Source organism: Pseudomonas sp. REP124 (assembly GCF_020164475.1).
Taxonomy (GTDB): Bacteria; Pseudomonadota; Gammaproteobacteria; order Pseudomonadales; family Pseudomonadaceae; genus Aquipseudomonas.
Window position 1 is genome coordinate 1 of the sequence record NZ_JAIQWX010000100.1, and the last position, 24,140, is coordinate 24,140.

Genomic DNA, 24,140 nt, shown 5'->3' on the forward strand with positions numbered 1-24,140 from the left:
ACTGTGAGTGAAGACATCCAGCCCCAACGAAATGGCGTGGAGCTTCGATGGCTTGTGCGTTATAGGGGGACACGTGTAGCGCGGGACTTCTGACTCTGGGGCGGTGGTGTTCACCGGACAGATTTCAGTCTGGTCTAAATCAGGCATTGGGATCTTGGTCACCTCAACGCCTCGTGAGGCAGCCCCCTTGAACGTGCTAAGCGCTTTCAACGTGAGAGTTTCGACAAAAGAGTCAAGGACACTGCGCGGTACTGAGGCATCGCTGGCCAAGGCCAGTACCGAAGAAATCGCCGCCGCGATCTGGGCGTGCACGGCGGGCAGGGCAGGTGTTTCTGCATCCCGAGGGCAGGTGACGGACGCTTTCCTGAGGTGGTGGTAGCTCGTATACCCTAGCCCTTTAGAAAGGGTCTCGCGAGCAAGAGAAAGCAGGATGGGCGAATTCCCTGGCCATCTTTTCTGAATGCTTTTAGCGAGTCTTTTAAAGGCGGTTTGGGGCAGCAGATCTTCGGGATAGATCGGAACGCGCATGGCAATTCTCCAATGTCACGGTGTCGGCTGCCCGCTGACAATTGTCGAAGTGCGTGCGAAAGAAGGGCGAAGCACCTGATGCGCAAGGGCTTTGCATGCCGACCGCTCGATCCAGGAAAACCGAAGGCGGCACCGTACCACCGCTCCTGGTGCTAATCAACTCTGGAGGGCTCGCCAGCAGGGCAGGCTTGCCCTTGGGGCGGATTTGTGTAAGCGTCCGGCGAACGCACCTTCCGAACTCCAGCATTAAGGGCGATGGTGTCCGCGTATTTTTAAGCGGACGCGATCACCCTTATCGCCAGGATTTCCATGCGCCAACGAAGCTCTTATCCGAAACCATTTAAAGCCCAAGTCGTGCGGGAATGCCTGCAGCCTGGCGCAACGGTGTCCAGTGTCGCCATCAGCCACGGCATCAATGCCAACGTCATCCGCAAATGGATGCCGCTCTTTCGAGAACAGCTCGCAGCAACCTCGCTACCGGCATTTGTTCCGTTAAAGGCCGCACCTAAACGGCCAGCCGATTCGTCAGTGATCATTGAGGTGCCCATGGCCGGGCAATTGTTAACTGTGAAATGGCCAGCCTCGGATCCTGAGGGCTGCGCACAATTCATTCGGGCTGTCGCTCAATGATCCGCATCGATGCGATCTGGCTGGCCACCGAGCCGATGGACATGCGCGCCGGCACCGAAACGGCATTGGCCCGAGTGATCGCGGTGTTCGGTGCGGCGAAGCCGCACTGCGCTTATCTGTTCACCAATCGCCGGGCTAATCGAATGAAAGTGCTGGTGCATGACGGCGTGGGCGTCTGGCTTGCAGCGCGGCGGCTGAATCAAGGCAAGTTCCACTGGCCCGGCATTCGCCATGGCTGCGAGGTCGAACTCGACAGCGAACAACTCCAGGCTTTGGTGCTGGGCCTGCCGTGGCAGCGCGTCGGCGCAGGCGGTGTGATCAGCATGCTGTAAACGCCGGCCATTTGGCCGGTCTACTTGTCGTCGTTACGTGCCTGCTCTGGCACAATCGGCGGCATGACTTTCTCGCCCAATCTCGACCAGATGACTCCGGAACAGCTTCGTGCCTTGGCGGCACAGGCGTTGCAGTTGCAGTCCCAGGTCGAGGCGATGAGCCGGAAGATCCAGAACGACGAAATCCTCATCGAACAGTTCAAGTTCGAAATCGCCCTGCTCAAACGCCACAAGTTTGCCAAGCGCAGCGAGCAAATCAGCCCGGCGCAAGGAAGCTTGCTGGATGACCTGCTCGATACTGATCTTGAAGCGATCGAGGCCGAGCTGAAACAGCTTCTCCCAGCTTCACCGCAGGCCGAAGCCCGGCAATCCCCGAAACGTGCGCCCTTGCCGCCGCAGTTTCCACGCACCGTGATTCGACACGAACCAGAAAACACTCAGTGCGGCTGTGGCTGCCAACTTCAGCGCATCGGCGAAGACGTCAGCGAGAAGCTGGATTACACGCCGGGCGTGTTTACCGTTGAGCAACACATACGTGGCAAATGGGCCTGCCGTCAGTGCGAAACATTGATCCAGGCGCCGGTGCCGGCGCAGGTCATCGACAAAGGTATCCCGACCGCAGGCCTGCTGGCCCACGTGATGGTGGCCAAATTTGCCGATCACTTGCCGCTGTATCGGCAGGAGAAAATCTTTGGTCGTGCCGGACTGGCCATTGCTCGCTCGACCTTAGCCCAGTGGGTCGGGCAAACCGGTGTGCGGCTCCAGCCGCTGGTCGATGCACTGCGTGAAGCTGTGCTGAGCCAAAGCGTAATTCACGCCGATGAAACACCGGTACAAATGCTTGCTCCGGGCGAGAAGAAAACCCACCGAGCCTACGTCTGGGCCTATAGCACTACGCCGTTTTCGGTGATCAAAGCGGTGGTTTACGACTTCAGTCCAAGCCGCGCCGGAGAACATGCACGCAACTTCCTGGGCGACTGGAACGGCAAGCTGGTCTGCGACGACTTCGCTGGATACAAGGCTGGTTTTGAACAAGGCATCACTGAAATCGGCTGCATGGCTCATGCTCGCCGCAAGTTTTTCGACCTGCATGTCGCTAACAAAAGCCAGCTGGCCGAACAGGCGCTGCACTCAATTGGCGGTTTGTACGAGGTTGAACGCCAGGCTCGGGACATGAGCAACGAAGACCGTTGGCGAATACGTCAGGAAATGGCGGTACCGATCAGCAAAACACTGCATGACTGGATGTTGGCACAGCGCGACCTAGTGCCCAATGGATCAGCCACGGCCAAAGCCCTCGACTACAGCCTGAAACGCTGGGTAGCGCTGACGCGCTACCTGGACGATGGATCTGTGCCCATCGACAACAATCAGGTCGAGAACCAGATACGGCCATGGGCACTCGGGCGCTCGAACTGGTTGTTTGCCGGGTCGCTGCGCAGTGGTAAACGAGCGGCTGCGATCATGAGTTTGATCCAGTCGGCGCGCATGAACGGGCATGATCCGTATGCCTATCTCAAAGATGTGCTGACGCTGCTGCCGACACAGCGGGCAAGTGAGATTGGGCAGCTGCTGCCGCATCAGTGGGTGCAGGCCTAGCTTCAACGGGGTGATCTTCCAAGTGGACAATAGCTCGACAATCCAAGCAATCATTTCGGATGACCCCATTCGGCGAAGGATGCTCGAAATAGTGCGCTCCTTGAACTTGCCCGACTGCTGGATAGGAGCAGGTTTCGTCCGAAACGCGGTTTGGGATCATCTGCACGGTCGCAGCTCATCTACGGTCTCAACAGACGTTGATGTCATCTGGTTTGATTCCACACGTTGCACACCCGAGCAAGATGAAGCCCTAGAGGCAGTCCTCAGAGACCTAGACCCGAACGTACTGTGGTCTGTGAAAAACCAAGCGAGAATGCATGTTCAGAACGGCGATGAGCCCTATCAGTCGGCGACCGATGCAATGCGTTACTGGCCAGAAACTGCCACAGCGCTAGCGATAAGACTGCGGGAGGACGGCACATATGAAATCGCTGCGCCGTTGGGCTTTGATGATCTTTTTGACTTGATAATCCGGCCAGCAGGAAGGTTCGCTACGGATAAAAATGCTATCTATCAAGACCGCGTCACGTCCAAAAACTGGTTGAAGATTTGGCCAATGCTTACGCTCTCGGGGCTACCTCCTAGACCTTGCGTCAAGGTGACTTAACCGGACGCTTACGGATTTGTAGGCTGCACTGATGGAAGTCATCGTACAGGCGCGTTCAATGGCGGAAACTGTCCTTGGTCACGAGCAAACCGAGACGCCTGAGGTGTACTCCCCCTGCTTAGGAGGGTAGTTAGGGGAGGCGGTCAATCGCGGCGGCGTAGTCAAAGTTCATGGTTGATCCGGACACGAGGATTGCTTCGAGCTGATGCTTGGATGCGTTCTTGACGATGCGAAATTCGCTGACTTCCCCTGCCTGGCCGGTGAGTTTCCAGATCAACCTGAGCTTCTCGGTGGCCATGCCCAGCTGTATCGCACCTTGGGCAGACTTGGCCAGGAAGGCATTGAGCTTGCACTTCAGCTCAAATCTGGAGTCGTATGGGTAGGGGCCGAGGGTGAAGGGGCCGTCCCCGATAATTCGATCAAACTCGATTCTGGGCTTCATGTGTAATGCCTGGATTTGGCGATGCTCCCTCATGCGGTTCCAAACCGTGATACCCCTGGCGGTACAGCGCTCGATCCAGCGTGTCTCTGCCTCCAATGAGGCCTCTTCAGATTCGCAGGTTTCCACAACTTTGAATGCTGGGGTCATCCCGTCATCGAGTATCTGGGCGATCTTGGCTGCCGCGCGCTTGCAGTCGTGGTTGGCTTTCCCGAGATGGCCTCGCTGCCTGCCTTCGAAGTCGCCTGTCTGCCCCACGTAGAATGGCTCCTCCGTTACGGGATCAATGATCAGATAGACGACATAGTCCTTGGCAACAACGCCGTCTAGGGTTGGTTGTTCAGGGGTGGCCGTCGGCTGTTTCCCTGAGGCTTGTGTGCTGAAGTGAAGAACCGGTGAGTGGTTCGAGCCTGGCGTGGGGGTGTTCTGGCGGTACCACTCCTCAGCGAGTTCAAGCGTTGCGAACGACTGGTGTTTCGCTTCCGGAAAACGGTCAATCGACAAGCGAGCCCCACCTTCCCAGCTATTGAAAATCCCGAGTTTCCGTCCGTGGATAACAGCGTAGAATTTCGGCTTCTTGGCCATCCTGTGCAACCTCCCTGAATCACTTAATCGGCCTGCGGGGTGATCTGCAAACCTCGCAATGCTTTCAGGCACCGAACCCATGCTCAATGCGCGCAAGAAGTTTCAAGGCGTCGTCGATGTGGACATCCATCGGGCGTTTTGCTCCCAACGCTCGTAAGGGTTTCGATAGCCAGTTCCCCGCGCTTTTCTTGTCGCCGAAGATTGCCATGGCCGCATCAAGCAACCGTGAGTCAATCGTTTCCGAAGACTCTGGGCTTTCCTCCCTCGGACTCATCGCGTCATTGATTGCCTCTGCGAGCGTTTCCAAGGCCTCTCTGAGGCGAGTATTTTCTCGGAAATCATCAGAGCTTGGCTGGTGCTCTGTGCAATGGTGCAACAGCGCCTGCGCGTCGTTATGGTTCAGGTCGAGCTCGATCAGCATGTCGATTCCTTGGGTGGGCTCAGTATCCGGATTATGGCTACGTCCGGATCGAGTATCTGGCAGACGCAATGGACGGCATTACTGCCCACAGTGAAGGGCAGCGCTTATTCCTGAGCAATCTGGGTCTTGAGCCGTTGAATGGTATTCCCATCGCAACTCTTCAGCCATCATGCCCGTCTTTCTGAACAGGCCCAGGAATTGCCAGCACCATGCGAAACGAAAATGTGAAGGACGGCGAGGCTACCAAGATGGTGTGCTATCAGTGCGTGCACGACCCCTTCCTTGGGAGGAAGATTCAGCGCAGTGGGGCCTCTTCTCAGTGCAGCCTGTGCGACTTGAAGCGCAAGTGTGTACCTCTCGCTGAGATCGTCGAACGGGTCAATGAAATCCTTCGTGTCTATATCACAGAAGGTGATCACGTTTGGCGTTGGAGCGGTGGGCGGATCGACCAGCAAGAAGGCGAGGGCATCGAATACTGGGTCAGTGAAATTTTTGGCTGCGACAACATTGAACCTATTGTGGGTGCAGTTTGCCGGCGCCTGACGTCATACAGTGACGACATTCGGTACTCCAGACAACGTTTCAGCTTGGATGACATCGGCCACCAGTGGTGCGAATTCCAAGAAGGTATGAAGCATGGAATCCGCTTCTTCAACGACAGCGCCAAGGCGTTCCTGGACTGGATCTTCAAAGATCTGGACAAGTACTCAGCCTCATCTGATGAGCATGCTGTGGTGCGATTGCTCACACCTGAAGGCTCGCCACCGATCTACCGCGCGCGAACCTGCATGAGCTCCGAAAGCGTCTCCGAGATCACAGCTGATCCTGCACGTAATCTTGGTGCGCCTCCAAAGGAGCGGGCCGGTGAAGGAAGGATGAACCCCGCAGGTGTTCCAGCCTTTTACGGAGCCTTCGAGCGTAAGACCTGTGTCGCTGAGCTGCGTCCCCCGGTCGGCGGCACCGTCGTGAGTGGCAAGTTCAGGTTGGTCAGGGCGGTAAAAGTGTTGGATTTCGGACGTTTCGAAAACGCAGACCTTGGGCCCATGCCAAGCTTCTTTGACTCCAAATACCATTCAAAGGTGGGGCGGCGGGATTTCCTGAGGTATTTGCATGACGCAATCACGGTGCCGGTGCTCCCTGGAGCAGAGCGCGACTATCTGACTACTCAAGTCATCGCTGAGTACCTGGCGACCCACTGCAAGCCCCGTATTGATGGTGTGATCTTCAAATCCGTGCAGGAGAGCGCCGGCAGCAACATCGTGCTGTTCTCGCACGTCGCCTGCGCTGCTACCGCTTCGATGGGGAGGGTTCGGAACGGCTATATGGTCAGAGGCCCCAAGGAGTCCGATGGGCCTTGCATTGAGTATGTCAGTGGCAGTCTTGTCTACCACGGGATCCGGCAGGTGAAGTACGACACAGATGATCAGGAGCTGCCGGAGGACAAGCTATTGCCGTTGCCAGTGCAAAGCGCGCTGACGCCACCAAGTAGCGCACATTCGCTTCCGGCGGGTATGGAGGGGCTGCTGGATGGGGATTTCTGATTGAGTGTAGGTCTGTGGTCTGTGGCGTCAGGGTTCGGGGAGCGGGCTCTAGAAGCCTTCAGGCCTGCGATGTGTGGACTGATCGTGCGTGTTCGGATGTCTTGGCAAGTGTTTGCAGTTTTTGCGGGTGTTTGCGGGCCTTTCGCTGATCTATGGGATTTCAGTGCCGGAGCGATCGCAGGAAGGCGTCCACGGTGCGCTCCACGATTTGCTCGATCTCCTCTCGGGCAAGCGGCTCACTGTTGGCTCTGACCTGTTTCCAGAGAACCCGACCATCGAGCATCTCCATGAAGTCGCGGGCTGCAGTCTCAGGCTCTTGAACTGCCAAGGCACCTCTGCGTGCTAGTTCGGCCAGGTAGTCGCTGATGACGGTCATTGCCGGCGCTTGGATAACCTCGTCAAATCGGCTGGCGAGCACAGGGAATCGTCTGCCTTCCATGATGACCATGCGTAGGAAGTCGGCGGCTGTCGGGCCAGACCAGAAGCACGCGAACGCGGTGGCGATCTGCATGAGGCCCCTCCTCGGGTCGGACAGTGCGCGCTCATCTATTGCAACGTTCATGACGGGGAAGGCTTCCCACATCCGCTCTGCCACCGCCACGAAAAGCGACTCCTTGCCATCGGGGAAGCGGTTGTACAGAGTCTGGCGGGTCACCGCTGCAGCCTTGGCGATCTCCTCCATGCTGGCTCCTTCATACCCGTGCTCAATGAACATCCTGCCCGCAGCCGCCAGAATCCGGACTGGCCGTGATGCGCTTTCGCCTGGGTTGAGCAAGTCGTCGACGGGGGAGGAGGTGGCCACGTTCATATCAGTTACCTATCTAGAGTCGCTTAAGTGTTACTGAAAGAGATGCGATCCGCCACCCACGTTTCGCCTAATTAACTTTACTGGGGTGTAAAGTAAAGCTGCTTGGGCTGCGGGGCTTGGTGAGCGGGATTAGTTATTGCCGGATTATATGGACAGGGGCGCCGTTTGATTATCTGCCGCTTCGTTTTTGGTTTTGGCTTGATGGCTGAGCTTATGCTCTGCTCTGGCTGGATGGTGGGTGGTTCGCGTTAAGGGTACCCGTAACGGAGAGATTTTTTTTCGGATAGGTACCGACACCTAACAGCTAAGGCCTTATCATCGGCTTATCAAATAATTGAGGTTTTTAAAATGGATGTTAAAGATCGTTCTGCTGCAATCGAAGCGTGTGAAAATATTTTGCGTGAGGACTTTAAATATAACGAGGAGCACGGTATCTGGCGCAGTATCAACCGGATCATTGAAGGTCTTCTGGGGCGCTCCACTGAGCTTGCTGATGTCTACGTGGAGCTGCATGGCGCGCTAGCTGAACAGCCTAGGGCGCTGAAATCATTCTTCGACGTTTTCACAACTGCGGTGTACTCCTGGAATCCTGGAAAGATCAAAGAAGCTCGCGAGGATCGGGATAAGCTCACTGAATTGAATGTGCGAATTGCAAAAGTTTCAGAGTTGCTCTCGGAGTTGCTCTCGCAGCGCACCCAAGTTAAAGAGGTGTCTAGTTTTAGTAGTGATACTTACTACCATGTTATGGATGTCGTTGAAGAGGCATCTGAGGATAACGGGCTTTTCAGGTCTCACGTGAAAGGTAAGTTGGAGAAATTAACCTATCAGTATGATCTCAAATATTGGCCTTCCATAAGTAAAGTGGTGGCGCAGATTGGTATCAATGCGGCCAATGCAGTAACAGTTGCTGATGACTCCGCTGCAAGTGCAGCAACTGAAGCTCGTCGTCCTGGGCTGGCTGACTTCTTGAAAGCATTTGAAGCAGAACTTGATAGGAACAGAGTGGAGAACATTGGCTTTATTCCCGATGATTTTTTTCTGACCGATAGTTCTATGGCGTCGTTGGTAAACTGCGGACTTGGGCTGGGAGTCGAAGAGCTGATCGAAGCCAGCTTTGTAAAGCGCTACCGCCAACGTGAGCGTGATCGTGACCGTGGTCAGGGGTTCGATCGGAAGATGGGGATCGACTGAACATTGGAGTGGATGCTGGTGGTCGTTTGGAGCCCTGGAGACGTCCAGGTGATTTTTGAGGGGGAGGACTGGCCATACCGCTCGCTCCCTTTCGAAAGTTCTGGGTTGTCTTCCTGAGTGGCATTCCGGGACGGCATTCCTGAACGCACGATGATGAGCTTGTCGGCGATCCAGGCTAGGCATGAAGTGAGCTTTTTGGGGTTTATTGGGTGGCACGAGGATGACGATGATCTGTCGATTCGTCATTCTGGACGGCGCTGACGGTGCACCAAATTTTGGTGACTCTAGGGGAGGTACTGAGGAGCTGGGATCGAGGCGTTGCCATGAGGCTTAGAGGGGCTTCCTGACTGGGGATGATCCCCTGGAAGGCCCGGAAATGCTGGCTGGAAGGTGGAGCGGGTAGAGGGAATCGAACCCTCACCGATAGCTTGGGAAGCTATAGTTGTACCATTCAACTATACCCGCATTTTCTTGCCTTCACGGTGCACTAAAACGGCATGTCCAATAAGAACCCTCGTTATCAGCTTGGGAAGCTGGAGTAATGCCATTATACGACACCCGCCTGGAGCGGTGACTTTGTACCAGATGTACGTTTGGAAATGAAGTTTTTCTTTGCAGCACACGGCTTTAGCTCAGGTGACGCCGAGACGGTCGTTCGCGGGCAAGCCTCGCTCCTGCAGTGCAGAAGGGCGGGGCTTGCTCGCGATGACGCTGTTTCAGATGGCCAATGCATGGTGGTCCTGGACGTAGTTGAAACGCGGTCGGGCTTCATGTTGGCCCGGCTTCAGAAACCCTATCAATGCGTTCTGGCTGTCTCGGCAGGCAGCTTTGTGCTCCAGGTCGAGAAAGTGGCCGGTGGCCTGCAGGGTGCTGAAGGTGCTGTGTTGCACGTGGTTGGCGAACAACCGGGCGTCGTCGGCGGAGGTGTATTCGTCCCATTCGCCGTTGAGGAACAGCACCGGCACGTCGATTTTTTTCGCCGCATTCAGGTAGCACTGGCGATCGCTGTGCAGCACGTCGTTGATGTGAAAGTGCATCTGCCCGTACTCGTGCTCGGCCAGGGAGCTGACGTGACGGTAGTTGAAGCGCTTGAACAACGACGGCAGGTGCTTGCCGATGGTGTCGTTGACCAGATGCCCGACCCGGTCACCGTCGCGGCTGCCGAGGTAATCGACGCCGCGCTCCAGGTAATCGAGCATGTGTGCGTTGATCACCGGCGAGAACGAGCTGATCACGGCCTTTTCAATGCGGCGTGGCTTTTGCGACAGCGCCATCATGGCCGCGGCTCCACCCCAGGAAAACGACAGCACGTGTTCGGCGTCGAAGTGGTCGATCAACTCCAGAAGGATCTGCCCTTCGATTTCCTTGGTCAGCATTTTCTCGTGCAGGTTGTGGGCTTTTGACTGGCCCGCGTAGGGCTGGTCGTAGCAGACCACGTTGAACTGCGGATAGAGGTTTTTCACGGTTTGAGCAAACGACGCAGTCGTGGACATCGAGCCGTTGACCAGAATGATGGTCTTCTCTGCGGCGCCTGCGCGATAGAACTCCGTGTAAACCCGATATTGACCCTGTATATCCAGCACAGCGATTTCTGGCCTCATGTCATAAGACTCCTGGCAAGCGGGTATGCGCGCAATTGAGATTGCACGAGCTTTGTGACAGGTAGGCATATGCCTGGAATTTTGGAGGCCCATGTCGATCCATTGCAGTCCGGTCGACGGGTGTTGTTATTGGCGGGCAGTCTGCCGGGTGAGGCCGGAACCAACGGTTCCTACCGGCAAAAAGTTTCTTAGAAGTATGTGGTGACTCATCGGTCACATTTCGGCCGACGTCCTGATTCAAGCAGGGGTCACATCATTGCGCAAGTGCCGTTGGTAAATTGTTCGACAAGTTCTGCTGAGCGGTCGCCGGCTTAGATCGATTCGATCTCGGCTGCGGTCAGAGGGCGGTATTCGCCCGGTTTCAACGCGCTGTCGAGCACCAGCGGGCCCATGCGCTCACGATGCAGGCGCACCACCTTGTTGTCGAAATGGCCGAACATGCGCTTCACCTGATGGTAGCGACCTTCGACGATGCTCAGCCGCGCCGACTTCGGTCCCAGCAGCTCCAGATCGGCCGGTTGGGTGGTGAGGTCTTCGAAGGCGAAGTACAGGCCTTCGGTGAATTTCACGGCGTATTCGGGGCCGATGTCCTGCTCGGTTTCGACATGGTAAACCTTGGGCAGTTTGGTCTGCGGCTGGGTCAGGCGTCGCGACCAGCTGCCATCGTTGGTGATCAGCATCAGGCCGGTGGTGTTGAAATCCAGGCGGCCGGCGATGTGCAGGTCGTCCTTGTCCGGCTCGTCGATCAGGTCGAGCACGGTGGGGTGCTGCGGGTCACGGGTGGCGCTGACGCAACCGGCGGGTTTGTGCAGCATGAAGTGGCGCAGCGGCTTGCCGCCTTGCAGAACTTCGTCATCGACTTCGACGCGGCTGAATTCACGGACCTCGGTGTGCGGATCACTGACGATCTTGCCGTCGATCCTTACGCGCTTTTCCACCAGCAACAGACGCACCTGCTTGCGGTTGAAGCGAGGCAGGTTGCTGAGGAAACGGTCGACGCGCATGGCCTGGGATCGGGGAAGGAAAGGCCGCGTATCTTACTTGATCGGCCGGGAACCTGCTTGTAACTGCGACTCCACTTGGGCGCAGCGTGGACACAGGCAGGCGGCGTTGCGCAGCTCGGCCGGCAGCGCTTGCAACACTGCTGGGTCGATGCTGACGCCGTAGCACCAGCACGCCCGATCGGCGGTTCGCGGGTCAGCCAGGGCGCAGTCGTTACGTGCGCCGCAGGCGGGGCAGAGCTCAGGCGGGTTCATAGCTGGAGTGAGGCTTTTCCACGCAGGTTCGGTTGCGGCCACTTTGTTTGGCCCGGTACATCGCATGATCGGCCCGGGACAGCAGGGTGTGCAAGGTGTCATCGGTCTGCAGGGTGGTCAGGCCGATGCTGACGGTCAGATGCAGGTTGCTGCCGTTGTAGGCATAGGCCTGTTGTTCCACGTGCTGGCGGATTTTCTCGGCGATCATCAGCCCGGTGTCGCCGTCGGTGTCCTTGAGCAGCACGATGAACTCCTCACCGCCCCAGCGGCAGACGATGTCGGAATGGCGCAGGCAGCTTTCCAGATCTCTCGCGAAGCCGATCAGCACCTGATCGCCGGCCATGTGGCCGAAGGTGTCGTTCAGAGCCTTGAAGTGATCCAGGTCCAGGAGCAGCGCGGTCAGCGGCTTGGGCTCGCGTTGGGCTTCGTGCATCGCTTGTGCGGCCAGCAGGTCGAAGCCGCGTCGGTTGGGCAGTTCGGTCAGGCTGTCGAGGGTGGCCTGGGCGTGGATCTTGCCCTGGAAGCGCTTGATCACCTGATTGATCAAGGCCAGCACGGTCAGCGTGACAATCAGACAGATCAGCAGGTTGAGGTACAGCGAGCGGCGGATATCGCTGAGGTCGCCGTCTTCGAGTTTGTCGACGAACAGATACCAGTTCAGCTCCGGAATGAAGCGCACATTGAGGAAATGCCCCTGGCCCTGTCCGGAGTATTCGTAGCTGCCGCTGTGGGGTTTGGGCAGTTGACTCACCAGGTTCTTCATGCTGTCGATTTCGCCAAGCGGCTGGCCGACCCGCGCGCCTTGCGGGCCACCCTCGGCACCGGTGAGCACCAGTCGCCCGAAGGTGTCGACGAAATACACGCTGCGCTGGTAATGCTTCTGGTACTTGTCGATCAGCTTGATCACCGCATCCACCGTCAGCCCGACCCCGGCGGCGCCGATGAAACGGTCGTTGTAGTCGTAGACCTTGTAGTTGATGAAGACGGTCAGGTTGTCCTTGTTGGCCAGGTCCGGGTCGACGTTGATCTCGTACGGATCCTTCATGTCGCGCACGCGGAAGTACCACGCGTCGCGCGGCTCCGTTACCTTGACCTGCTTGAGCACGCCCTTGGCGTGGTAGTAGGTCAGGCTGGCATCGGAAACGAAGAAGGCGGTGTAGGCACCGTAGTGGGTCATGACCTCGTTGAGGTAACGGGTCATCTGGTCGGTGTCGCGCTCACCGTTGACCACCCAGTCGCGCATGAAGGTATCGCGGGAGATCATCGAGGAAATCAGGATCGGCCGGACCAGGTCTTTCTGGATTTCCGAATAGACCGTGTCCGAGGTCAGCGGCAGCTCGGTATTGACGATGTTGTCGCGGATCGACGTCCGCGATGCGTAGTAACTGAGAAAGGAAGTCGCCAAAAAGCCCGCGCCCAACAATGCGACCAGCGTGAGTATCAACGAGCGTTGAGAGTACAGCGGCGAGCGAAGCGGCATGGCAATTCCATTGGCAATAGTCCGATGGCATGCATTCTAGTGGTAACAGCAGGGAAATAGCTGCTTCATGTGCGCCGCGAATGGTCGCTCCTGTGTTGATTGTAGGAGCGAGCTTGCTCGCGATGCACTCAAGGACACCGCGGGGAATCAGGATGCCCGCGTTATCGTTGACGACCATCGCGAGCAGGCTCGCTCCCACAGGGGGATTGCGGGGTTATTGCAGGGTTTTCAGGTACGCGCGCCAACCGCCGAAATGACTGATGTCAATCGCCCCCTCAAGGCCATAGCCCTCACAGATGAATCCGCTCTCCCAGCGCCCGTCCGACAGTTGCACCTTGCCCAGCCCCAGAGGCGCCGGGATGCCGGTCAGGAACGAACCCAATTCGCTGCTCGGCAACTCCCAGACCTCCACGGCAATCGCCACGCCGCCCTGTTTGACCCGAACCATCCCGGGGCGAAGCGGTGGGCCGCCGGCCAGCGCATGCAGTTGATAGTCGGCCGAACTGAAGGTGGTTTCCACCAGCCGGGCGCCCCGTTGCTTGAGCTGCCAGTTCAGCGCCAAGCCATCCAGATGCGCGCCACAGACTACCAGCCGCGCGCGGTCGTTTCGGGCAACGGTGGTCGGCGCCGCCAAATTCTGCTGACGCTGCAAGCCATCGGCCACGCTCAACAGATACTGATCGGTGAATGCCCGGCCGAACAGCGTCACGCCCCAGGGCAGGCCGTTCTCCATGAAACCACTCGGCACGGCGATGGCGGCGTAGTCCAGCAAGTTCATGAAGTTGGTGTAATAGCCCAGCTCGGAGTTGCGCAGCACTGGCTCCGCATCCAGTTCCGCCAAGGTGACAGGGCGACCGATGGTCGGCGTCATCATGCAGTCGAGATCGACCAGGGCCTTGTCGCACACGGCTTTAAGCGCTTGCAGGCGATACTGCGCGCGGAAGGTTTGTACGCCGCTGACAGCGGGCGCCTTGGCCAGCACGGCACGGATCACCGGCAGCACGGCCTCGGGATTTTGCTCCATCAGTTCGCCAGCCACGCTGTATCGCTCGGCCACCCATGGACCCTCGTAGAGCAACCGCGCCGCTTCGAGGAACGGCGACAGGTCGAACTCCACCGCCTCTCCGCCCAACGCCTTGAGCCGCTCTACGGCATCAGCGAACAGCAGCGGCCCCTCGGGGCAGCCGAAGAACTGCAGATCCTGCGCCCGTGGCACGCCGAAGCGGAACGGGCGAGGCGCGCCGAACGCCGAGCCGTCATTCCACAGCGGGTTGGCGCGGCTGTATTCATCCCGGGGATCGAGGTGTGCGGTCAGCGCCAGCAGATGACTGGCCTCTCGCGCAGTGGCGGTGAAGGTCGTCGCGCAATCCAGCGTACGGCAGGCGGGCACGACACCTGCGGTGGAAATCAGTCCTTTGGTGGCCTTCATCCCGACCAGATTGTTCAACGCCGCCGGTACTCGCCCGGAACCCGCCGTGTCGGTGCCAAGAGAAAAGCTCGCCACGCCCAGCGCCACTGCCAGCGAAGAACCCGCGCTGGAGCCACCCGACGGATACTCCGGCAACACGCTGTTAGGGCACGCGCCGTAGGGCGAGCGACTGCCGTTGAGCCCCGTGGCGAACTGGTCGAGATTGGTCTTGCCCAGCGGGATCGCCCCCAGCGCCAGCAATTGCTCGACGATGGTCGCGGAACGCTGCGGCACATAGGCGAACGCCGGGCACGCGGCGGTGGTCGGTATACCGGCCAGGTCAATGTTGTCCTTGATCGCGAACGGCACCCCGTACAGCGGCAGGCTGTCGATATCGCGACCTTCGAGGGCGGCGAGATACGGCTCCAGTTCTTCGACGCTGAGCAAATGAATGAACAGGTGATAGTCCGGGTTCAACGCCGCCGCCTTGTCGCGCAGGCTCAATAGCAGTTGCCGGGGAGTGATGCTGGCGTCGCGGTAGGCGATGCGAAGGACGTCGAGTTGCAGATTGATAGTCATGGCGTATGTCCTTTTCAAATGGGTTCAGGCGAGTTCCAGCACCACGACGCGCTGTCCGGCGCGCACCGCCGAGCCCGGTTGCACGCGGATTTCCCGCACGATGCCAGTCGTGGGCGCCAGCACGGGAATCTCCATCTTCATCGACTCCAGAATCACCAGCACATCGCCGGCCTCGACCCGGCTGCCAGCTTGCACCTGGACCTGCCAGAGGTTGCCGGCGATGTGGCTGTCGACGCTCATTTCACCGCTGGCCAGCGGCGCGTCTTCGGTGGTTTCCGGGACGGCTTCCTCGCTGTCGAAATGCGCCTGGCCGCTGGCGATCCAGCGCTCGCGTTCAGCGTTGAACGCGCCCTGTTGCTGCTGGCGGAAGGCGGCGATGGACTGAGCTTCCTGGGCCAGGAATGCCTGGTAATCGGCGAGGTTCAACTGGCTGTGTTCGATGTTCAGATCGAAGCGCCCGAGAGGGAAATCCCGGCGGATGCGCAGCAGTTCCTCAGCGCTCACCGGGTAGAAACGGATCTGGTCGAAGAAGCGCAGCAGCCAGGGTTTGCCATCGAACGCGGCCACTTCGCGGTAGCGGTTCCACATCTGCAAGGTACGGCCGACGAACTGATAGCCACCGGGGCCTTCCATGCCGTACACGCACATGTAGGCGCCGCCGATGCCCACGGAGTTTTCCGCGGTCCAGGTGCGGGCCGGGTTGTATTTGGTGGTCACTAGACGGTGCCGCGGATCGAGAGGCGTAGCGACCGGAGCGCCGAGATAGACGTCACCCAGGCCCATGACCAGGTAGCTGGCGTCGAACACCGTGCGCTGCACTTCATCGAGGTTCGGCAGGTCGTTGATGCGGCGGATGAACTCCAGGTTGCTCGGACACCACGGCGCATCCTTGCGCACGGTGGTCATGTATTTCTCGATCGCCAGCTGGCACGCCGGATCGTCCCAGGACAGCGGCAGATGGACGATGCGCGACGGCACTTGCAGGTCCCGGGCGGCGCACACGGCGTCCCACTCACCGGCGACGATACCCAACAGATCGGCCAGCAGCAGTTGCTCGGGCTGGTAGTGCACCTGCAGGGAACGGATGCCGGGCGTCAGGTCGATCACGCCGTGCAGGTGTTTGCTTTCCAGAGCCTGCATCAGGGCGTGGGCGCGAAAGCGCAGGACAAGGTCGAGTTCGGGGGCGCCGATTTCCAGCAGCAGGTGAGTGTCGCCGGAGAGGCGGGCGACCAGGCGCGTGTCGGCCTGGCCGATGTCCAGCACCACCGGTGACACCAATCCCTCCTGAGAACCAACCCCCTTTGAACCACTCTCCTGTGGGAGCGAGCCTGCTCGCGATGAAGTTGACGCGGTGTCCGAACCGGCCCCATCGCGAGCAGGCTTGCTCCCACAGTGCTGATTCCATTTCAGGGCGAGGTTGCGGGCGGTCTTGAGATCGACCGGCCGAAACTGCACCTTGTCCCCGGCCTTGAGTTGCCCCAGCTGCCAAAGATCCGCCTCGATCACCGTCACCGGGCACACGAACCCGCCCAGGCTCGGGCCGTCGGGGCCGAGGATCACCGGCATGTCGCCGGTGAAATCCACCGCGCCAATCGCGTACGGATTGTCGTGAATGTTCGAAGGATGCAGCCCGGCTTCACCGCCGTCGGCACGCACCCATTCTGGCTTGGGTCCGATCAGCCGCACACCGGTGCGGCTGGAGTTGAAGTGCACTTCCCACTGGGTGGCGAAGAAGGTGTCGATGTAGTTTTCGGTGAAGTACTCCGGCGCACCGTGGGGGCCGTAGATTACCCGGATCTGCCGCACGTCCGGCAACGCGCCGAGCTGTTCTTCAGGCAGTTGCTGCCCGGTGCTGCGGTCGCTCAAGGCCGGCACATGCAACACATCGCCAGCACGCAGGGCGCGACCGCCGTGGCCGCCGAACTGGCCGAGGGTAAAGGTGCTTTTGCTGCCCAGATAGTCCGGCACTTGCAGGCCGCCGCGCAGACACAGGTAGGTGCGCGCGCCAATACCAGCAATGGTGCCCAGGCTCAAAGTGGCACCTGCGGGAATCAGCAGTGCCGTGTTCATCGCGACGGTTTCCCCGTTCAACGACAGCGGGATCTCGGCTCCGGTCACCGCCACCACGGCCTCGCAATTGAAGCGCAGCAAAGGCCCGCTCATGGTGATTTCGAGAGCGGCGGCGCCTTCCTCGTTGCCGAGCAAAAGGTTACCCAGGCGCAGAGCGCGACTGTCCATCGGACCCGATGGCGGCACGCCCACGGCCCAGTAACCGAGGCGGCCGGGGTAGTCCTGAACGCTGGTCTGGGTGCCGGCGCTGAGCACCTCGAAAGTGTTGGCTCGGTAGACCAGACTCTCCAGGCAACGGGTCCACGGCTGGCCGCTGGCGAAAGGCACATCGAGCAAAATCTGCCGCAGGTAATCGCGGTTGGTTTCCACGCCGTAGAGCAGGCTGTCGCCCAGTGCCTGATGCAGATCGGCGCGGGCCTCTTCGCGGGTCGGCGCCCAGCTGATGACCTTGGCGATCATCGGATCGAAATACGGCGGGATCTCGCAACCGGCCTCGACCCAGGTGTCGATGCGCAACTGCTTGCCATCGGCCACCGGGAAATTCACCGCGGTGAGCAGGCCGGGACTCGGCTGGAAATCCCGTCCCGGATCTTCGGCGTAGAGCCGCGCCTGAATCGCATGGCCGTCGGCCTTCAGTCCCTGGCTCAGTACGTTCAACGGCGGCAAATCGCCCGCCGCCAGCTCGACCATCCAGCGCACTAGATCCACGCCCCACACTTGCTCGGTGACACCATGTTCGACCTGCAAGCGGGTGTTCACTTCCAGGAAATAGAAATGCTGATCTTCGCTGTCGAAAACGAATTCTACGGTGCCGGCACTGCGGTAGTTCACCGCCTTCGCCAGCTTGATCGCCGCTGCGCACAGGGCTTCGGCCATGCCTTCAGGCAGGTTGGGCGCCGGGGTTTCTTCGAGGACTTTCTGATTGCGGCGCTGCACCGAGCAGTCACGAACGCCAAGGGCGATCACTTCGCCGTGACCGTCGCCGAACACCTGCACTTCCAGGTGGCGGGCGCGCTGGATGTACTTTTCGATGAACACGCCGGCGTCGCTGAAGTTGTTTTGGCCCAGGCGCTTGACCGCTTCAAAGGACTCGCTCAACTCGGCGGCGTTGCGGCACACGCGCATGCCGATGCCGCCACCACCGGCGGTGCTCTTGAGCATCACCGGATAGCCGACCTGTTCGCCGGCAATCAGCGCCGCCTCGAGGCTGTCGAGCAGTTCGGTGCCTTCGAGCATCGGCACGCCGTGTTGTTTCGCGAGGGCACGGGCCGTGTGCTTGAGGCCGAAGACGCGTAGTTGCTCGGGCGTCGGGCCGATGAAGGCGATGCCGGCCGCTTCACAGGCTTCGGCGAACGCGGCGTTTTCCGAGAGAAAACCGTAGCCGGGATGGATCGCCGTGGCGCCCCTGGCCTTGGCGATGGCGAGGATTTTTTCTACCGCCAGGTAAGTACCGGCTGCGGCGCCTTCGCCCAGGCTATGGGCCTCGTCGGCTTGCATGAGGTGCAGGCTGGCGGCGTCGGCTTCGGAGTAAACGGCGACGCCTTTGACGTGCAGTTCACGCAGGGTGCGCAGGATGCGACAGGCAATGGCGCCACGGTTGGCAATCAGGACTTTTTCGAACATGGCATAACCCCCGGAGGCGATTGCACATCAGCCTCGACCTGGGATGCGGGCCGTCCCGCAGTTTTTCGAGAAGCGCCGGGGTCGTCCCCGGCGGGAAAATCAATTCTTCAGAACGCCTTGGTCTGCCCTCTGTGGGAGCGAGCCTGCTCGCGATAGCGGTGGGTCAGGTCAATTCAGTGTTGAATGTGCCGACGCCATCGCGAGCAGGCTCGCTCCCACAGGGGGAACAGGTTGTGCTGGTCTTATTTTGTGAAGCACTGCCCCGACCGGGCCTGGCACAGGGCAAATAACCATCGGCGCAAACGCGCGAGTTTCAGTTCCATACCAAAAGCTCCGCAGGCGTCGGGTTATAGGCATTGCACGGGTTGTTCAATTGCGGGCAGTTGGAAATCAGCACGATCACGTCCATCTCGGCACGCAGGTCGACGTACTTGCCCGGCGCAGAAATGCCGTCTTCAAAGGTCAGCCCGCCATCCGCAGTGACCGGCACGTTCATGAAGAAATTGATGTTCGGCCCGATGTCGCCCTTGCCCAGTCGCCCGTCGTGCACGCAGGCGCGCAGGTAGTTGTCGCGGCAGCTGTGCATGTAGCGTTTTTCCAAGGCGTAGCGCACGGTGTTGCTCTCTTGTGCGCAGGCGCCACCCAGGGTGTCGTGGCGGCCGCAGGTGTCGGCGACGATGGTCAGCATCGGTTTGCCGAGGTTGGAATACAGCACGCTGCCGGTACTCAGGTAGACGCTGTTCTGCCGGCGCAGGGTGCGTTGTACGTCGTAGCGCTCCTTGGGGTTGGCGACGCTGTAGAACAGCGTATCGACTGCCTGATTGCCTTCCAGGTCGAGGATGCGCAGGGTCTGGCCCGCCTTGACCTCCATCAACCAGGGTTCACCGGCGGGGATGGTGGCGCGGTAGACCGCTGTCTCCGGATGCTTTTGAGCGGTAGCGATTGCGAGTGACATGGCAGCGATCCTCAGGCGAACAGACGGTCGGTATTGATGAAGCCGCGCTCGTTTTCCGGGCGCGACGTGCGGCAGTGTTCGGCGACGCTGGCGTCGGCGTTCATCCAGCTGAGCTTTAGCGGTTTCGGTGCGTACTCGGGCGCCGGGTCCATCGGGTGCTGCAGGGCGGTCAGCACCACCAGGGTGTCCATCGGCGCGTACAGCTCGATGTAGTCACCGGCTTTGGAGTTGCCCTCGACGAAGTGGATGCGCCCGTCCTCATCGACGTTCACCCGGCTGAACAGGTTGAGGGTCATCAGCAGGTCCGAGAGGCCCAGGCCCCACTTGCCCAATTCCACCAGCAGGTTGTCGGTGCCGTTGCGGAAGAAGCCGTTGCGCAATTCCTGATAGCGCCCGGCGCCGTATTTTTCCGCCACTTCCTCGGCGCACAGCACGCCGCCAAGGCTGTCGCTCCAGCCGCAGGTGTCGGCGGTGATCGCTGCCAGCACCCGGCCCATGTCCGAGTACAGGCAATGGCCGGTGGTGAGTTTGGCGGTGTGCTGGCATTTGAGGCTGTCGGGCAGGTTCAGGCGCTCGGTTTTTTCGTTGGCGTTGAGCAGCGTCAGGCTGACGTTGGCACCGCCACGAATGTCAGTCAGGCGCAGCAATTGACCGCGCTTGAGCACGAACGAACGATGGCCGCCGCCAGGGAGCATTTCTTCGGCGAAGGGCGGGAACAGTTGGGTCGAATCCGTCATTTCAAAATTCCTCTAAGCGATGCGAAGCGTGCCTGCCAGCGGTTCCGGCAGGGCGTCGACGGCGGCACGGGTGGTGCGGCGGTCGCTGTTCAAAGGGATGTCGTAGGTGATGCGCGCGCCATAGGCGCCGGGGGCGTGCGGGTCGACGCGGACCTTGTCGAACACCAGCAGGCGGGTGCCGAGGCTGAAACCTTCGGACAGGTCATGGGTGACCATGAACACCGTCAGTTGCGTCTCGCGCCAAAGCTCCAGCAGCAGGGCGTGCATGTCTTTGCGAATGCCCGGATCGAGGGCGCCGAACGGTTCGTCGAGCAGCAGCACCCGGGGTTTCATGATCAGCGCCTGGGCGATGGCCAGACGCTGCTGCATGCCGCCGGACAACTGCGCCGGGTACTTGTCCAGCGAGTGACCGAGGCCGACCTTGTGCAGCAGCGCCGAGGCCTGTTCGCGGGCATCGCGTTTGGCACTGCCGAACAACCGGCCCAGCAGTGGCGAGCGGGGCAATTCCAGACCCAGGGCCACGTTGTCCAGCACGCTCAGGTGCGGGAATACGGAGTAGCGCTGGAACACCACGCCGCGGCTCGAATCCGGTTCCCCGGCCAACGGCTGACCGTCGAGCAGGATCTCGCCGCGACTGGCGCGCTCCTGACCAAGCAGCAGGCGCAGGAAGGTCGATTTGCCGCAACCGGAGGCACCGACGAGGGTGCAGAACTCACCTTCGTTGACGCTCAGGTTCAGGCCTTCGAGCACCACCTGATCGGCGTATTGCTGCCACACGTTCTTGACCGTAATGAAGCTCATGGGCGTGCTCCCTCATACCAGGGAAAGGCCCGTTGGGTGAGGCGCTTGAGGCCCCAGTCCATCAGCCAGGCGAGCAGGGTGATCCACACTACGTATGGCAGGATCACGTCCATTGCCAGATAACGGCGTACCAGAAAAATCCGGTAGCCGAGACCGTCGGTAGAGGCGATTGCTTCGGCGGCAATCAGGAACAACCACGCCGAGCCGAGCATCAGTCGCAACGAGATCAGCAGGCGCGGCAGCAATTGCGGTAGCACCACCCGTAGCATCAGGGTCCAGGTCGAGGCGCCGAGGGTCTGGGCCTTGATCAGCAGCTCAACGGGAATCTCCCGGGCGCGCTGTTCAAGGTCCCGGGCCAGGGCCGGGGTGATGCCAATCACGATCAGCATCACTTTCGACAACTCACCCAGGCCGAAGACGATAAACAGGATCGGCAGGATCGCCAGCGGCGGCACCATCGACAGCACCGTCAGCAAGGGCGACAACGGCGCGCCGAACAACGGCAGGGTGCCGGCGGCGATCCCCAGGCACAGCCCGGCCAAAGCGCTGATGCCCAAGCCGATGGCCAGACGGCGCAGGCTGGAGGCGGTGTCCTGCCAAAGCACGTAGTCGCCGGTGCGACTGTCGGCGGCGAACGCCAGACGTTTCACCGCGTCGGTCATTTGCACAGCGCTGGGCAACAGCTTGTCGTTGGGGTTGTCCGCCAGGCGCTCGGCCGAGCCCATGAAGTAGGCGAACAGCACCAAGGCGAACGGCAGGATCACCAACAACAGGCGACTGGGGCGATCGGGATGACGATTGATCAGGCGCATGGCCAGGTCCTCTGTTTACAGCTTGGCGTCGGCGGCCATTTGCACGTAGCTGGGGTCGAAGCGCAGCTTGAGGTTGCCCTTGTCACCGCTGGTCACGCCGTTGGCGAAGGCCATGCCGACCGCACTGGTGTCCTTGGCGCCTTCGCCCAGCAAGCCGTGCTGGAAAGAAAACTCGGCGACCTTGCGCATGGTTTCCGGCAGTTGCTTGCTGGTACTGAATGCCAGGGCTTCTTGCGGGGTTGCGAACAGCTTGGTGGTGTCCAGTTGGGCCTGGAAGCCCGCCAGGTCCGTGCCCGAAGCTTTGGCCATGTGTTCCAGCGCGGCTTTGCCAGTGGCGTTTTTCGCGTTCATCAACTCGACCACTTCGAACCAGGCGCCGGTCAGCGCCTTGCCCAGGGCCGGGTTGTCTTTGAGGGTCTGGGAATTGACCACCATCATGTCCATGATTTCGCCGGGGATCTGGCTGGAGTTGAACACCTCGGTCACCGCGGGCTTGGCCTTGATGTCCGAGAGCATCGGGTTCCAGGTGGTGACGGCGTTGACCTGATCGGTGTTGAAGGCGGCGGAGATGTCGGCGTCGGAGGTGTTGACCACTTTCAGGTCTTTCTCGGTGAGATCAACCGAATCCAGGGCCCGCGCCAGCAGGTAGTGGGACACGGAGAGTTCGACCAGATTGACGTCCATGCCCTTCAGGTCGGCGACTTTCTTGCCTTCGCCCTTGAGCACAATGCCGTCGTTGCCGTTGGAGAAATCGCTGACGATCAGCGCGGTGCTGTCCACGCCTCCGGCCGCCGGAATGGTCAGCGCATCCATGTTGGTCATGGTGCAGCCATCGAACTGGCCGGCGGTGTACTGGTTGATGGATTCGACGTAGTCGTTGAGCTGCACCACATCGATCTTGATGCCGTATTTCTTCGCCCATTTATCGACGATGCCCTGGCTGCCGGCATATTCCCAGGGCATCCAGCCGGCGTAGATGGTCCAGCAGACGCTGAAGTGGTCTTTCGTTGCGGCCTGGGACTGGGTGCTGAGCAACGCGGCAAACGCGGCGGCGAGCAAGGCGGGGAAACGTAGTCGTGACATATCGGATTCTCCAGTTGATCAAGGGCGGGCAGAAGGCAACGCGGCACCGCGAACGGTGGCTTGTCTCCCGGGCTTTTTTCCCGCCGTGTAACCTCAACTGGAGGTCGCCAACTCTCGGACCAGCCACTCGCGAATGCGAGCCGGAACCCTAGTCAGCCATTGCAAATTGTGGTGCCGCGAACCTGTAATGACTCCTGCACGGTTTTACTAAAGCGAGAGCCGTGCCAAGTCGGCGCGAGGGCTCTGGTGCGCTAGGTTCGGCGATTAAGGGTGAGAGAAGAAGAAGCTGGCTGCCTTGCGATGGTGCGTCGGCGCACCGCAATGGGACGCTTGCGTACACTCAAATCCGATCTCGTTATCACGGCAGTGCATTGATCAAGGGTCACCATCAATCGGCACGTGAATAGATGAAAAACCTTTCATCGGCGAGATGTTTCAACTTGTTTCGGGTGCGCACCAGATTCCGAATCCGGTGTCAGATATTTTGACAGTCAACCAATGATCGACTGTCGCCTGCCAGCGTCGCTGGTGCGGCTCACTCGCGGTCCAGGAGGCCGCCATGTACCGACGAATTCTACTGATTGCTGTGTTGGGTCTGTCCCTGGGTGGATGCGTACCTTATTCCGATGGAGGAGTCAGTTACTACAGCTCGGAGGTCTATACCTCGCCCGCGCCGGCGTATTACTCCGGTGGGTCGTATTACTCGAATGGTGGGTACTACACCCCGCCTCGCCGGTATTACTCACCCCCTGCCCGGTACTACCAGCCAACGCCGAGGTATTACTACCAGCCGCGGGTTTATCAACCATCGCCGCGCTATTACCAGCCGGCCCCGCGCTACTACCAGACACGCCCTGATCATCGGGCGTATCAGAACCATGGCTGGGATAACCGCAAACGAGGTGGGTGGGACAACGACCGCCGTGGCGACCGTGGCGGACACAATAACTATCGCGGCGGCAGAGGCGATCGCGATGGGCGTGGGGGGAATGATGGGCGGTGGAATCACCGTTAACCCTTGAGCGCAATTCCAATGTGGGAGCGGGCTTGCTCG

At 59.9% G+C, this 24,140-nt stretch carries 21 protein-coding genes, 1 tRNA gene, 1 pseudogene and 1 riboswitch; of the genes and pseudogenes, 7 read left to right on the top strand and 16 right to left on the bottom strand.

Annotation, left to right across the window (positions count from 1 at the left end):
- Positions 1 to 528, bottom strand: a pseudogene (locus K9857_RS21200) (hypothetical protein); the annotation flags it as partial.
- 309 nt (positions 529 to 837) lie between these two features.
- Between K9857_RS21200 and tnpA the strand changes: the two are divergent.
- The 4 genes from tnpA (at position 838) to K9857_RS21220 (ending at position 3,696) form a co-directional block, all read left to right on the top strand.
- Positions 838 to 1,158, top strand: a complete 321-nt coding sequence (tnpA, locus tag K9857_RS21205) for an IS66-like element accessory protein TnpA (RefSeq protein WP_224538984.1) — start codon at positions 838 to 840, stop codon at positions 1,156 to 1,158.
- The gene (gene tnpB / locus K9857_RS21210; RefSeq protein ID WP_224538986.1) at positions 1,155 to 1,490 is read left to right on the top strand and encodes an IS66 family insertion sequence element accessory protein TnpB; all 336 of its coding nucleotides are present in this window, start codon (positions 1,155 to 1,157) and stop codon (positions 1,488 to 1,490) included. Before tnpA ends, tnpB begins: the two co-directional genes overlap by 4 nt.
- A 63-nt stretch (positions 1,491 to 1,553) precedes the next feature.
- Positions 1,554 to 3,089, top strand: coding sequence for an IS66 family transposase (gene tnpC / locus K9857_RS21215; RefSeq protein WP_224538987.1), 1,536 nt, complete (start codon positions 1,554 to 1,556; stop codon positions 3,087 to 3,089).
- Positions 3,090 to 3,111: 22 nt separating this feature from the next.
- Positions 3,112 to 3,696, top strand: coding sequence for a nucleotidyltransferase family protein (locus tag K9857_RS21220; protein WP_224538989.1), 585 nt, complete (start codon positions 3,112 to 3,114; stop codon positions 3,694 to 3,696).
- A 130-nt stretch (positions 3,697 to 3,826) separates the two neighbouring features.
- Here the strand turns inward: K9857_RS21220 and K9857_RS21225 are convergent, their stop codons facing one another.
- Entirely contained in the window at positions 3,827 to 4,720 is an 894-nt protein-coding gene (locus tag K9857_RS21225) for a viroplasmin family protein (protein ID WP_224538991.1), read from the bottom strand.
- A 64-nt stretch (positions 4,721 to 4,784) separates the two neighbouring features.
- Complete coding sequence (locus tag K9857_RS21230) at positions 4,785 to 5,141, bottom strand: MbcA/ParS/Xre antitoxin family protein (protein WP_224538993.1); 357 nt, start codon at positions 5,139 to 5,141, stop codon at positions 4,785 to 4,787.
- Positions 5,142 to 5,350: 209 nt separating this feature from the next.
- Here K9857_RS21230 and K9857_RS21235 point away from each other — a divergent pair, with 209 nt between their 5' ends.
- Positions 5,351 to 6,682 carry an RES family NAD+ phosphorylase gene (locus tag K9857_RS21235; protein WP_224538995.1) on the top strand — a complete coding sequence of 444 codons (1,332 nt, stop codon included), beginning with the start codon at positions 5,351 to 5,353 and terminating at the stop codon, positions 6,680 to 6,682.
- 160 nt (positions 6,683 to 6,842) lie between these two features.
- On the opposite strand, the gene K9857_RS21240 is transcribed toward K9857_RS21235, so the two are convergent.
- Entirely contained in the window at positions 6,843 to 7,490 is a 648-nt protein-coding gene (locus K9857_RS21240) for a TetR/AcrR family transcriptional regulator (protein WP_224538997.1), read from the bottom strand.
- Between the two features lie 348 nt (positions 7,491 to 7,838).
- Here K9857_RS21240 and K9857_RS21245 point away from each other — a divergent pair, with 348 nt between their 5' ends.
- Positions 7,839 to 8,681, top strand: a complete 843-nt coding sequence (locus tag K9857_RS21245) for a hypothetical protein (protein WP_224538999.1) — start codon at positions 7,839 to 7,841, stop codon at positions 8,679 to 8,681.
- Positions 8,682 to 9,072: 391 nt separating this feature from the next.
- Here K9857_RS21245 and K9857_RS21250 read toward each other — a convergent pair.
- The 12 genes from K9857_RS21250 to K9857_RS21305 all read right to left on the bottom strand — a co-directional run bounded on the left by K9857_RS21250 (position 9,073) and on the right by K9857_RS21305 (position 23,086).
- Positions 9,073 to 9,146: transfer RNA gene (locus tag K9857_RS21250), tRNA-Gly, on the bottom strand.
- A 251-nt stretch (positions 9,147 to 9,397) separates the two neighbouring features.
- Positions 9,398 to 10,282, bottom strand: a complete 885-nt coding sequence (locus K9857_RS21255; protein ID WP_224539000.1) for an alpha/beta fold hydrolase — start codon at positions 10,280 to 10,282, stop codon at positions 9,398 to 9,400.
- Between the two features lie 311 nt (positions 10,283 to 10,593).
- Positions 10,594 to 11,286, bottom strand: a complete 693-nt coding sequence (locus K9857_RS21260; protein ID WP_224539002.1) for a pseudouridine synthase — start codon at positions 11,284 to 11,286, stop codon at positions 10,594 to 10,596.
- 33 nt (positions 11,287 to 11,319) lie between these two features.
- A complete protein-coding gene (locus K9857_RS21265) occupies positions 11,320 to 11,538 on the bottom strand; it encodes a cysteine-rich CWC family protein (RefSeq protein WP_224539004.1) in 219 nt (72 codons plus the stop codon).
- Positions 11,525 to 13,018, bottom strand: coding sequence for a sensor domain-containing diguanylate cyclase (locus K9857_RS21270; RefSeq protein WP_224539006.1), 1,494 nt, complete (start codon positions 13,016 to 13,018; stop codon positions 11,525 to 11,527). Before K9857_RS21270 ends, K9857_RS21265 begins: the two co-directional genes overlap by 14 nt.
- Positions 13,019 to 13,232: 214 nt before the next feature.
- The gene (gene atzF / locus K9857_RS21275) at positions 13,233 to 15,005 is read right to left on the bottom strand and encodes an allophanate hydrolase (RefSeq protein WP_224539008.1); all 1,773 of its coding nucleotides are present in this window, start codon (positions 15,003 to 15,005) and stop codon (positions 13,233 to 13,235) included.
- 24 nt (positions 15,006 to 15,029) lie between these two features.
- The gene (uca, locus tag K9857_RS21280) at positions 15,030 to 18,698 is read right to left on the bottom strand and encodes an urea carboxylase (protein ID WP_224539010.1); all 3,669 of its coding nucleotides are present in this window, start codon (positions 18,696 to 18,698) and stop codon (positions 15,030 to 15,032) included.
- Positions 18,699 to 19,011: 313 nt separating this feature from the next.
- Positions 19,012 to 19,653 (bottom strand): urea amidolyase associated protein UAAP2, encoded by a 642-nt coding sequence (locus K9857_RS21285; RefSeq protein WP_017336948.1) that lies wholly within the window; start codon positions 19,651 to 19,653, stop codon positions 19,012 to 19,014.
- A gap of 11 nt (positions 19,654 to 19,664) precedes the next feature.
- Complete coding sequence (locus K9857_RS21290; RefSeq protein ID WP_224539012.1) at positions 19,665 to 20,390, bottom strand: urea amidolyase associated protein UAAP1; 726 nt, start codon at positions 20,388 to 20,390, stop codon at positions 19,665 to 19,667.
- A 12-nt stretch (positions 20,391 to 20,402) separates the two neighbouring features.
- Positions 20,403 to 21,191 (bottom strand): ABC transporter ATP-binding protein, encoded by a 789-nt coding sequence (locus K9857_RS21295; RefSeq protein WP_224539014.1) that lies wholly within the window; start codon positions 21,189 to 21,191, stop codon positions 20,403 to 20,405.
- Complete coding sequence (locus K9857_RS21300; RefSeq protein ID WP_224539016.1) at positions 21,188 to 22,003, bottom strand: ABC transporter permease; 816 nt, start codon at positions 22,001 to 22,003, stop codon at positions 21,188 to 21,190. The genes K9857_RS21295 and K9857_RS21300 overlap by 4 nt, the downstream gene beginning before the upstream one ends.
- A gap of 15 nt (positions 22,004 to 22,018) precedes the next feature.
- Positions 22,019 to 23,086, bottom strand: a complete 1,068-nt coding sequence (locus tag K9857_RS21305) for a putative urea ABC transporter substrate-binding protein (RefSeq protein WP_224539019.1) — start codon at positions 23,084 to 23,086, stop codon at positions 22,019 to 22,021.
- A 62-nt stretch (positions 23,087 to 23,148) separates the two neighbouring features.
- A riboswitch (guanidine-I (ykkC/yxkD leader) is annotated at positions 23,149 to 23,249 on the bottom strand.
- Between the two features lie 396 nt (positions 23,250 to 23,645).
- On the opposite strand from K9857_RS21305, the gene K9857_RS21310 reads away from it, so the two are divergent.
- Complete coding sequence (locus tag K9857_RS21310; RefSeq protein ID WP_224539021.1) at positions 23,646 to 24,101, top strand: hypothetical protein; 456 nt, start codon at positions 23,646 to 23,648, stop codon at positions 24,099 to 24,101.
- The last annotated feature ends 39 nt before the right edge of the window (positions 24,102 to 24,140 follow it).

What these genes read in the sequence shown, in the direction of transcription:
- K9857_RS21255 (WP_224539000.1), bottom strand. Translation starts at nt 10,282, where the DNA reads ATGAGGCCAGAAATCGCTGTGCTGGATATACAGGGTCAATATCGGGTT.
- tnpC (WP_224538987.1), top strand. Translation starts at nt 1,554, where the DNA reads ATGACTTTCTCGCCCAATCTCGACCAGATGACTCCGGAACAGCTTCGT.
- K9857_RS21295 (WP_224539014.1), bottom strand. Translation starts at nt 21,191, where the DNA reads ATGAGCTTCATTACGGTCAAGAACGTGTGGCAGCAATACGCCGATCAG.
- K9857_RS21310 (WP_224539021.1), top strand. Translation starts at nt 23,646, where the DNA reads ATGTACCGACGAATTCTACTGATTGCTGTGTTGGGTCTGTCCCTGGGT.
- K9857_RS21285 (WP_017336948.1), bottom strand. Translation starts at nt 19,653, where the DNA reads ATGTCACTCGCAATCGCTACCGCTCAAAAGCATCCGGAGACAGCGGTC.
- K9857_RS21300 (WP_224539016.1), bottom strand. Translation starts at nt 22,003, where the DNA reads ATGCGCCTGATCAATCGTCATCCCGATCGCCCCAGTCGCCTGTTGTTG.
- uca (WP_224539010.1), bottom strand. Translation starts at nt 18,698, where the DNA reads ATGTTCGAAAAAGTCCTGATTGCCAACCGTGGCGCCATTGCCTGTCGC.
- tnpB (WP_224538986.1), top strand. Translation starts at nt 1,155, where the DNA reads ATGATCCGCATCGATGCGATCTGGCTGGCCACCGAGCCGATGGACATG.
- K9857_RS21225 (WP_224538991.1), bottom strand. Translation starts at nt 4,720, where the DNA reads ATGGCCAAGAAGCCGAAATTCTACGCTGTTATCCACGGACGGAAACTC.
- K9857_RS21260 (WP_224539002.1), bottom strand. Translation starts at nt 11,286, where the DNA reads ATGCGCGTCGACCGTTTCCTCAGCAACCTGCCTCGCTTCAACCGCAAG.
- tnpA (WP_224538984.1), top strand. Translation starts at nt 838, where the DNA reads ATGCGCCAACGAAGCTCTTATCCGAAACCATTTAAAGCCCAAGTCGTG.
- K9857_RS21305 (WP_224539019.1), bottom strand. Translation starts at nt 23,086, where the DNA reads ATGTCACGACTACGTTTCCCCGCCTTGCTCGCCGCCGCGTTTGCCGCG.
- K9857_RS21270 (WP_224539006.1), bottom strand. Translation starts at nt 13,018, where the DNA reads ATGCCGCTTCGCTCGCCGCTGTACTCTCAACGCTCGTTGATACTCACG.
- K9857_RS21230 (WP_224538993.1), bottom strand. Translation starts at nt 5,141, where the DNA reads ATGCTGATCGAGCTCGACCTGAACCATAACGACGCGCAGGCGCTGTTG.
- K9857_RS21235 (WP_224538995.1), top strand. Translation starts at nt 5,351, where the DNA reads ATGCGAAACGAAAATGTGAAGGACGGCGAGGCTACCAAGATGGTGTGC.
- atzF (WP_224539008.1), bottom strand. Translation starts at nt 15,005, where the DNA reads ATGACTATCAATCTGCAACTCGACGTCCTTCGCATCGCCTACCGCGAC.
- K9857_RS21245 (WP_224538999.1), top strand. Translation starts at nt 7,839, where the DNA reads ATGGATGTTAAAGATCGTTCTGCTGCAATCGAAGCGTGTGAAAATATT.
- K9857_RS21240 (WP_224538997.1), bottom strand. Translation starts at nt 7,490, where the DNA reads ATGAACGTGGCCACCTCCTCCCCCGTCGACGACTTGCTCAACCCAGGC.
- K9857_RS21265 (WP_224539004.1), bottom strand. Translation starts at nt 11,538, where the DNA reads ATGAACCCGCCTGAGCTCTGCCCCGCCTGCGGCGCACGTAACGACTGC.
- K9857_RS21290 (WP_224539012.1), bottom strand. Translation starts at nt 20,390, where the DNA reads ATGACGGATTCGACCCAACTGTTCCCGCCCTTCGCCGAAGAAATGCTC.